Genomic DNA, 8,847 nt, shown 5'->3' on the forward strand with positions numbered 1-8,847 from the left:
GCTCATAGTCGGGGCGTCGCGCTTTTGCGGCACCCCGACTATGTGTTTCGGCTGTGTTTCTTTTTCGACCTCATCGCAGCCCGCTGCCCGTGTCCGCTTGCGCAGGTCGCCGGGCTGCCTCATGCTGAGCGGATCGACCCACCGGCGTATCGCGGATACCCGAATTCATGGCGGAGGGCGAAATGGACAGTGCTGCAGGCCGGGCCGTCGAAGTGGCCCCGTTTCATTCTCGTGGCGCCCTGAAGGGCTTTGTGATCTCTGGCCGCTGGCCCGATTCGACCAAAGAGTGGGCTCAGCTGTTGATGGTTGCTGTCCGAGTGGCGTCATTGCCCGGATTGCTGGCCACCACAACGGTATTCGGCGTCCGCGAGGAACTCCCGGAAGTGCCCGTCCCCGGCACGGTCGGACTAGTGCTCGCCGAAGGCCCGGTTGTCGGCGAATCCGCGATCCAGCCAGGCTATTTCGCCGACCATCAGCCGCCCGCACTGTTGATGCTGCACCCTCCATCAGAGACGACACCCTCGCTGCCGGAGTGCACGGGTGCGGCGTCGGGGTGCGTGCTGTTACCCGGTTTGCCGCATCTGGGCCTTGAACACCGGGCGGCGTGGGTTGAGGCGGAGGCCGACGGCACCATCACGTCGATGGTCAGCCGCGTCGGTGTCGATCCCATCAGCCACCCCGACACAGCAATCTTGGCGATGCTGCTAGCCGCGTAGCCGTACCGCTCACCCGCAATTGCGGGCGTCAGCACCAGGCCGGGTTTTCTGAGCCCCCGATCGCGTCGACCGATCCTCTGGACCGGCCGTCCGACATGCGCCTAATATCATCCCGGTACAGGTCGGCGGATGTCGGTCCACGGACCTGTGTACGGTGCCTACAGCAAATCGACTTCGGGCCGAGGAGATGCCCTGCGCAGGTAGCCATCGGTTCATCCCATGGCTGTACGCGGAGCGCCATTAGTCCCTCAAGCGATGAATGCTCACACAATTTACTTAATAATTTGTGTGTATACGCTGGATAACACGATCGGCCGACGGAGCCATCGGACCCCGCGCCCACAAATACCGGAAGCGTCAATTTTCTTCGGGCGTTAGGCTTGGTTGCGACGAGAACTCTCGCTACGATGATCAGCAAATACTTTGCGGCAATTCGACGATCTACCTGAGTTGGTGGAGGCCATATCGATGAGTACGACTTTTTCCGCCCGCCTGAACCGCCTGTTCGACACGGTTTACCCACCCGGGCGGGGCCCCCACACTTCTGCTGAAGTCATCGCGGCACTCAAGGCGGAGGGAGTCACGATGTCGGCTCCGTATCTGTCTCAGCTACGTTCTGGCAACCGCACCAACCCGTCGTCGACCACCATGGCGGCGCTGGCCAATTTTTTTCGGATCAAACCCGCCTACTTCACCGACGACGCGTACTACGAGAAGTTAGACAAAGAACTGGCGTGGTTGCTGGTCATGCGCGACGAGGGAGTTCGACGGATCGCGATGGCCGCCAGCGAGCTTTCCGCGGAGTCCAGGGAGGACATCGTCCATCGTGTAGAAGAGCTACGCCGCAAGGAGCACCTGGACGCCTGACGGTGGCCCGGCCAACCGGCACGGTTAGGGTGAGCCCATCGATGCCGGACCGGCACCGCGACAGTCGATGAGATTCCGGGGAGGTAGTGCGCGAATGGCCCTGTTCGGCAGGCGGAAAACCCGCGCGACCCGGCGCGCCGAGGCTCGCGCGATCAAGGCGAAAGCCAAGCTCGAAGCTAAACTGGCGGCCAAGCATGAGGTCCGACGCTTCAAAGCCGCGCAGAAGGCCGAGACCAAAGCGCTTCGCGAAAAGTTGAAGTCGCAACGCGCGAGCGATCACACCGCGTTGAAGGTGGCCGAAGCCAACCTGAAAGCGGCACGCGAGGGATCGTTGCTCTCACCGACGCGCATTCGCCGGCTGCTGACGGTGTCGCGGCTGCTCGCGCCGATCCTGGTGCCGGTCGCCTACCGCCTCGCCGTTGCCGCACGCGGGTTGATCGACCAGCGCCGCGCCGATCAACTCGGCGTCCCGCTGGCCCAGATCGGCCAGTTCTCCGGTGCCGGTGGTCGGCTTTCCGCCCGCGTCGCCGGTGCCGAAAAGTCGTTGCGGTCCGTTCAGCAAAGCAAGCCCAAGGATGCCGAGACCCAACAGTTCGTCGCGGCAATCTCCGCACGGCTTGGCGATCTGGCGGCTGCCGTCACGGCGGCCGAGCACATGCCGTCCGCCCGTCGACGGGATGCCCACGCCGCGATCACCCGCCAACTCGACGAAGTCGATGCCGACCTGATGGCACGACTCGGACTGACCTGAAACCGGCCCCTTCCCAGACAGGAGCTGCTAGCCCGATGTTTTCTTCCCGCAAGATCGTTAGCCGAAGCCTGATCGGATCGGCCGTCACCGCCCTGTTCTTGCTCGGTCCGACCGCCGTGGCGGCCGCGCATATTCAAGCCAGCAGCGCGGACGCGAGCCGCGGCGGCTATGCCACCGTCAGCTTCCAGGTGCCCAACGAGTCGACGACCAAGGCGGCCACCACCGCGCTCACCATAGATCTGCCCGATGTCACGGCGGTGCAGACCGAGGTGAAGCCCGGGTGGACGGCCAAGCTCAACCGCGAGGGCGACAAGGTCCGTTCGGTTACCTGGACCGCGGCGCCCGACGGCGGAATTCCGGTCGGCCAATTCGACGTCTTCCGGATCACGGCGAAGCTTCCCGATGCCGACTCGGTCAGCTTCCCGGCGATCCAGACTTACGCCGACGGAGTCGTGGTGAAGTGGGACCAGCCGACCCTACCCGGCGGCGCCGAACCGGAACATCCCGCGCCGACGCTGACACTGACGCTGCCCGACCATTCGACCCCGAAGTCTGACCAGCACGCGAGCCCGACCACGTCGGTCGCCCCTTCCGTCAGCGCAACCCCGGCCGAGCCGCAGCCCCGCAAGGTGGTGGACAACACCAGCCGAGTTCTGGCCGGGGCAGCACTGCTCGTCGGCGCCCTCGGCGTCGGTCTCGCGTTGATCGTGCGTCGGCCGTGAGTCTTCGAGCTCACCTCGTCATCGCGGCATTGCTGCTGTCCGCGGCCGCGTTCGCCGCGACGCTGACGGCGGGCGCCGCCGGCGCCCACGCGGCCCGGGTGTCGGTCGACCCGGCGGAAAACGCTGCTGTCAGCACCGCGCCGGCCCGGGTGAGCGCGACCTTCAACGAGGACCTGCAGACCACATTCGCGGCGATGACGGTGGTCGGCCCGGACGGCAACCTGTGGACGTCGGGCGACCCACAGGTGCAGGGCACGGTCGTCAGCGTCGGTCTGCGCCCGCTGGGCCCAGTTGGCAACTACACGGTCAACTACCGGGTGACCTCCGCCGATGGCCATGTCGTCACGGGGTCGTGGTCGTTCCGGTTGACGGTGGCGGGAACCGGAACGCCCGGCCCGGCGGCGAAGCCCCCCAACCACTCACCCGCCGAGCTCCCGATCTGGCCTTTCGTACTGGGCGCCGTGATCCTGGTCGGCGGCGGAGCGCTGTGGGCCCTGCGTAACAGGACCTGACCGGGTCGGATCATCGACCGCCAACCCACCTCCACCGCACTGGCATGATGGGGTTCGACCCTCCTCCGGTGCACGCGACGAGAAACGGCAAAGGAGCTCCCCGGATGGCATACCCGCACGATCGCCCGCACGACACGCCCGACCCCGCGCCTGACCCGCCGTTGCGCGCGCCCAACCCGCCCGAGGCGCCAGTCGACACGACGCCCGCCGGCCCGGCTGCCCAGGCCGCAGAGAAGCCGGCCAAGAAAGCGCCGGCCAAGAAAGCCGCACCGGCGAAAGCGGCGAAGAAGCAGCCCCCCGCCAAGAAGTCGGCAGCGAAAAAGGCACCCGCGAAGAAGGCGCCGGCAAAGAAGGCCGTCGCGAAAAAGGTCGCTCCGGCCACGCCGGAATCCAACGGACATCTCGCTGCGGCCGCCAAAGAGGCCGCAGCGCATGCAAAGTCGACGGTTGAGGCGGCCGGTAACCCGCTGCCCACCCAGCCAGCCTCGGCGGCTGCAGGCCGGTCCCCGGTGCCGTTGGCGGTGGCCATCGCGATCAGTATGTTGGCGGTGCTACTGGTGTGGCGACTCCGCCGAGACCATGAGTGACCAGACAAAACATCGCCCGGTGACTGTGCTATTCCGTCCCACCGCCGACCTCGTCGACGACATCGGACCCGACGTCCGCAGCTGCGACCTCCAGTTTCGCCAATTCGGCGGTCGCAGCCAATTCGCCGGACCCATCAGCACCGTGCGCTGCCACCAGGACAACGCGCTGCTGAAGTCGGTGCTGTCCGAAGCCGGCGACGGTGGCGTGCTGGTGATCGACGGCGGCGGCTCACTGCATACCGCGCTGGTGGGCGATGTGATCGCCGATCTGGCCCGCAGTAACGGCTGGGCCGGGCTGATCGTCAACGGCGCGGTGCGTGACGCTGCCGCCCTGCGCGGCCTCGAACTCGGCGTCAAGGCGCTGGGCACCAACCCGCGCAAAAGCAGCAAGACCGGCGCCGGTCAACGCGACGTCACCGTCAGCCTCGGCGGAGTGGAGTTCGTCCCGGGCGACATCGCCTACAGTGACGATGACGGAATCGTCATCGTCACTGTGGCGAACAGCTAGACCGAAAGAGCGGCAGGCTTTTTGGCGAACTGCAGCGCCTCGTCGTCGACCTTACCGCGACGGATGAGCTGTAGATCCATGAAGTAGTTCTGCTTGAGCCGCCACGGCGATACGTGACCGGCCTTGGGCAGGTAATCCAACGCTCGCAGCACATAGCCGGGGGTGAAGTCCATCAGCGGACGCTCGTCGACGGAGTCGCCCGGATGCTGCGGCACCACGGTCGCATAGCCCTTGTCGTCCATGTAATTCAGCATGCGGCAGACGAACTCCGACACCAGGTCGGCCTTGAGCGTCCACGACGCGTTGGTGTAGCCGATGGTGAATGCCATGTTCGGCAGCCCGGTCAACATCATGCCCTTGAACGCCATGGTGTCGTTGAGGTCGACGTCCTCGCCGTTGCGGCGGATCTGCGCACCACCGAACAGCTGCAGGTTCAAACCCGTTGCGGTGATGATGATGTCGGCCTCCAGCTCGTCGCCGGAGCCGAGCTTGATGCCGGTCTTGGTGAATCGGTCGATGGTGTCGGTGACGACGTCGGCCTGGCCGTTGCGGATGGTCTTGAACAGATCACCGTTGGGCGCCAGACACAGTCGCTGGTCCCACGGGTTGTAGCTCGGGCCGAAGTGCTTTTCGACGTCATAGCCTTTGGGCAGGCGATGCTTGGCCATGGCCAGCAGGGTCTTGCGCATCTGCGTCGGGAACTTGCGGGCGAACTGATACTGCACGGTGCTGAAGGCGATCCACCGCCAGCGGGTGGCGACGTTGGCCGCACGTGCCGGCAACAGCTTTTTCGCTTGGGCGGCGAACGGGTCCTGCAACGGCAGAGATCCGATGTAGCTCGGCGTGCGCTGCAGCATGGTCACATGCCCGGCGCCGGTCTTCACCAGCGACGGGATCAGCGTGATCGAGGTGGCACCGGATCCGATGACCACGATTTTCTTGCCGGCGTAGTCCAGGTCCTTCGGCCAGTGCTGCGGATGGACGGTGGTGCCCTCGAAGTCGTCGTAGCCCTCGAACTTCGGCAGGTAGCCCTCGTCGTAGTTGTAGTAACCGCTGCAGGCGAACAGGAACGAGCAGGTGAGCTCTTCGGTGTGGCCGTCATTGTCGACGGTCAGCGTCCATTGGTTCTCGGCGTCCGACCACTCGGCGGCCACCACCTTCTGGCGGTAGCGGATGTTCTTGTCGATGCCGTTCTCGGTGGCGGCCTCTTTGATGTAGGCCTTGATCGAGGCACCGTCGGCGATCGATGTCGACGATTCCCACGGCTTGAACCGGAACCCCAGGGTGAACATGTCCGAGTCGGAGCGGATCCCGGGGTATGTGAACAGGTCCCAGGTGCCGCCGAGGTCTGCACGGCGCTCGAGGATGGCGTAACTCTTGGACGGGCAGCGATCCTGCAGGTGCCAGGCCGCGCTGATGCCGGAGATGCCGGCGCCGACGATCACAACATCGAGATGCTCAGTCATGGCCGACAGGTTATCAACGCTGTGTTGATTCGGTCAACATCCTGTCGACTCTTTCAACACCATGTAAAGTAAGGCGGGTGGCCACCGTCAGCTCGAACCGAACCTCGCGAGGACGCCGCTCAGCACGCCCGTCCGGCGACGATCGTGAACTGGCGATTCTGACCACGGCCGAAAAGCTCCTCGAGCACCGGCCGCTGGCTGACATCTCGGTCGACGACCTGGCCAAAGGCGCCGGCATTTCGCGGCCGACCTTCTACTTCTACTACCCGTCGAAGGATGCGGTGCTGCTGACGTTGTTCGAGCGGGTGATCGTCGAAGCCGATTCGGCGCTGGAAAACATGGTCGCCAATCCCCCGGCCGACCTGAAAACCCTGTGGCGCACCGGCATCAACGTATTTGTCGAAACCTTCGGGTCGCACCGCGCTGTCTCGTTGGCGGCTGACTCCGCGCGCACCAACGCCGACGTTCGCACGTTGTGGTCGCGGTTCATGGAGAAGTGGGTCGGCCATATCGCGCTGGTGATCGAATCCGAGCGGGCCCGCGGTGCGGCGCCGGTGACGCTACCGGCCAACGAACTCTCAGCGGCGCTGAACCTGCTCAACGAGAAGGTGATGTTGAGTTCGTTCGCCGACGACCGGCCGTCGGTGCCCCGCGAGCGGGTTCTCGAGACCCTGGTGCACATCTGGACGAGCAGCATCTACGGCGAACAGCTCTAGCTCGTCGGCAGTTGATGCGAACATATGTTCGCCGGAGTTTCCGGCGGTGAGGCTAACATTCTGCATGCGGCGCGACAACCCGGGGCTGCGCGGCCGGCCGGTGATTGTCGGCGGCGGCGTCGTGCTGGCGGCCAGCTACGAGGCCGGGTTGCGGCGGGTCTCCGGGACGCCCGTGCAGATCGCGGCCCGGCTGCGCGACGACGTTCGCGACCTGAGCCTCCTCACCGGCGAGCGGCCACTTATGGCGGGGTTTCGTCGTGAATCGCTGCCATAACTGGCCACTCGGCCGATCAGTGCGTCCGAGTCAGCAGCTGGTCGACCGGCCAGGTGTTGACGATGCGTTCGACGGGGACGCCGGCATCCAGCGCGCGCTGTGCGCCGTAGCCGAGGAAATCCAGTTGGCCCGGTGCATGCGCGTCGGTGTCGATGCTGAAGTCACAGCCGATCTCCAGGGCCAGTTTGAGTAGCCGGGTGGGCGGGTCGCGGCGCTCGGGCCGGGAATTGATCTCGACAGCGGTGCCGCGTTCGAGGCACGCGGTGAACACCTCCTCGGCATGGAAGGTCGACTCCTTGCGGATACCTCGGTTACCCCCGACGAGGCGCCCCGTGCAATGACCGAGTATGTCGGTGTGGGGATTGCTGACTGCGCGGACCATCCGGCGCGTCATCGTCGCGGCATCCATCGACAATTTGGAATGCACGCTTGCCACCACGATGTCGAGTCGCTCCAACAGCTCCGGCTCCTGGTCGAGTCCGCCGTCATCGAGAATGTCCACCTCGATGCCGGTCAGAATGCGCATCGGCGCGAACCGATCACGTAACCCGTCGACGACGTCGAGCTGCTTGCGTAAACGCTCGGGCGAGAGGCCGTTGGCGATCGTCAGTCGCGGCGAATGGTCGGTCAGCGCGCAGTACTCGTGGCCCAGCGCCGCCGCCGTGGCCATCATCTCGTCGATGTTCGCGGATCCATCCGACCAGTTCGAATGCAGGTGCAAGTCACCGCGCAGCGCGGCCCTGATCTCCCCGCCGCCGAAATCCTCAGCGACCGAACGTAGTTCGGTCAACGCATCCGGTTCGCGGCCGGACCATGCCTGCACGATCACCGTTGCGGTCTTCGGGCCGATGCCCGGCAGCGACTGCCAGCTGTTGGCTTGGCCGTGCCGCTCGCGCTCCGACTCGTCGAGGCCCTCGACGACGTCGGCGGCGTTGCGGTAGGCCATCACCCCCCGCGAGTCCTCGCGGGCGCGGTCCTTGTAATAGGCGATCTGACGCAGTGCGGCTACCGGGTCCATCGCTCCAGTGTGCCCGTACGGCTACCAGAACTGCCGTTGACGGCGGTTGCGGCGAGATGGACGTTCCGGCACGTCACTACTCGCACTATCTTGCCGAAACGTCATTCTCGGCGCGGGCTCGGCTACGTTTGCAATCATGCGATTCGCGTTCAAAACCTCACCCCAAAACACCACCTGGGCAGACCTGCTGGCCGTCTGGACGGCCGCCGACGACATCGACGTCTACGAGTCCGGGTGGACCTTTGACCACTTCTACCCGATCTTCAGCGACAGCGCCGGGCCGTGCCTGGAGGGTTGGACCACGCTGGCCGCGCTGGCTCAGGCGACTACCCGCCTGCGGCTGGGCACCCTGGTGACCGGTATCCACTACCGTCATCCCGCGGTGCTGGCGAACATGGCTGCCGCTCTTGACATCATCTCCGACGGCCGACTCGAGCTGGGTATCGGCGCCGGCTGGAACGAAGAAGAATCCGGCGCTTACGGCATCGAACTGGGCAGCATCAGAGGACGATTCGACCGCTTCGAAGAGGCCTGCGCGGTGCTCACCAGCCTGCTCAGCAATGAGACGACCACCTTCGACGGCGCCTACTACCAGCTCAAGGACGCCCGCAACGAACCAAAAGGGCCGCAGCGGCCCCATCCCCCGATCTGCATCGGCGGCAGCGGCGAGAAGCGCACCCTGCCGATCACCGCGCGCTACGCCCAGCACT

The 8,847-nt window shown here is 65.4% G+C and carries 11 protein-coding genes and 1 pseudogene; 10 read left to right on the forward strand and 2 right to left on the reverse strand.

Annotated elements, in window-relative coordinates; genetic code table 11:
- The first annotated feature begins 182 nt into the window (after positions 1-182).
- The 7 genes from AC2VOU_RS01215 (at position 183) to rraA (ending at position 4,663) form a co-directional block, all read left to right on the forward strand.
- Entirely contained in the window at positions 183-716 is a 534-nt protein-coding gene (locus AC2VOU_RS01215; RefSeq protein ID WP_486955711.1) for a peptidase, read from the forward strand.
- A gap of 468 nt (positions 717-1,184) precedes the next feature.
- A complete protein-coding gene (locus AC2VOU_RS01220; protein WP_486955712.1) occupies positions 1,185-1,583 on the forward strand; it encodes a transcriptional regulator in 399 nt (132 codons plus the stop codon).
- A gap of 94 nt (positions 1,584-1,677) precedes the next feature.
- Positions 1,678-2,334, forward strand: a complete 657-nt coding sequence (locus AC2VOU_RS01225) for a DUF6474 family protein (RefSeq protein WP_486955713.1) — start codon at positions 1,678-1,680, stop codon at positions 2,332-2,334.
- 35 nt (positions 2,335-2,369) lie between these two features.
- Complete coding sequence (locus AC2VOU_RS01230; RefSeq protein WP_486955714.1) at positions 2,370-3,056, forward strand: YcnI family copper-binding membrane protein; 687 nt, start codon at positions 2,370-2,372, stop codon at positions 3,054-3,056.
- Entirely contained in the window at positions 3,053-3,568 is a 516-nt protein-coding gene (locus AC2VOU_RS01235) for a copper resistance CopC family protein (protein WP_486955715.1), read from the forward strand. The genes AC2VOU_RS01230 and AC2VOU_RS01235 overlap by 4 nt, the downstream gene beginning before the upstream one ends.
- 104 nt (positions 3,569-3,672) lie before the next feature.
- Positions 3,673-4,155, forward strand: a complete 483-nt coding sequence (locus AC2VOU_RS01240) for an Rv3852 family protein (protein WP_486955716.1) — start codon at positions 3,673-3,675, stop codon at positions 4,153-4,155.
- Positions 4,156-4,174: 19 nt separating this feature from the next.
- Positions 4,175-4,663, forward strand: a complete 489-nt coding sequence (gene rraA / locus AC2VOU_RS01245; RefSeq protein ID WP_486955717.1) for a ribonuclease E activity regulator RraA — start codon at positions 4,175-4,177, stop codon at positions 4,661-4,663.
- Here rraA and AC2VOU_RS01250 read toward each other — a convergent pair.
- A complete protein-coding gene (locus AC2VOU_RS01250; protein ID WP_486955718.1) occupies positions 4,660-6,129 on the reverse strand; it encodes a flavin-containing monooxygenase in 1,470 nt (489 codons plus the stop codon). The genes rraA and AC2VOU_RS01250 overlap by 4 nt on opposite strands.
- Before the next feature lie 77 nt (positions 6,130-6,206).
- Here AC2VOU_RS01250 and AC2VOU_RS01255 point away from each other — a divergent pair, with 77 nt between their 5' ends.
- Together AC2VOU_RS01255 and AC2VOU_RS01260 are read left to right on the forward strand one after the other, a co-directional pair.
- Positions 6,207-6,845, forward strand: a complete 639-nt coding sequence (locus AC2VOU_RS01255) for a TetR/AcrR family transcriptional regulator (RefSeq protein WP_486955719.1) — start codon at positions 6,207-6,209, stop codon at positions 6,843-6,845.
- A 64-nt stretch (positions 6,846-6,909) separates the two neighbouring features.
- Positions 6,910-7,050, forward strand: a pseudogene (locus AC2VOU_RS01260) (DNA polymerase IV); the annotation flags it as partial.
- An 85-nt stretch (positions 7,051-7,135) separates the two neighbouring features.
- On the opposite strand, the gene AC2VOU_RS01265 reads toward AC2VOU_RS01260, so the two are convergent.
- Positions 7,136-8,137 (reverse strand): PHP domain-containing protein, encoded by a 1,002-nt coding sequence (locus AC2VOU_RS01265; RefSeq protein WP_486955720.1) that lies wholly within the window; start codon positions 8,135-8,137, stop codon positions 7,136-7,138.
- Between the two features lie 136 nt (positions 8,138-8,273).
- Here AC2VOU_RS01265 and AC2VOU_RS01270 point away from each other — a divergent pair.
- Positions 8,274-8,847 (forward strand): TIGR03560 family F420-dependent LLM class oxidoreductase (locus tag AC2VOU_RS01270; RefSeq protein ID WP_486955721.1); only part of this gene is annotated, 574 nt, incomplete at its 3' end.

The organism is Mycobacterium sp. TH-M25, assembly GCF_057473665.1.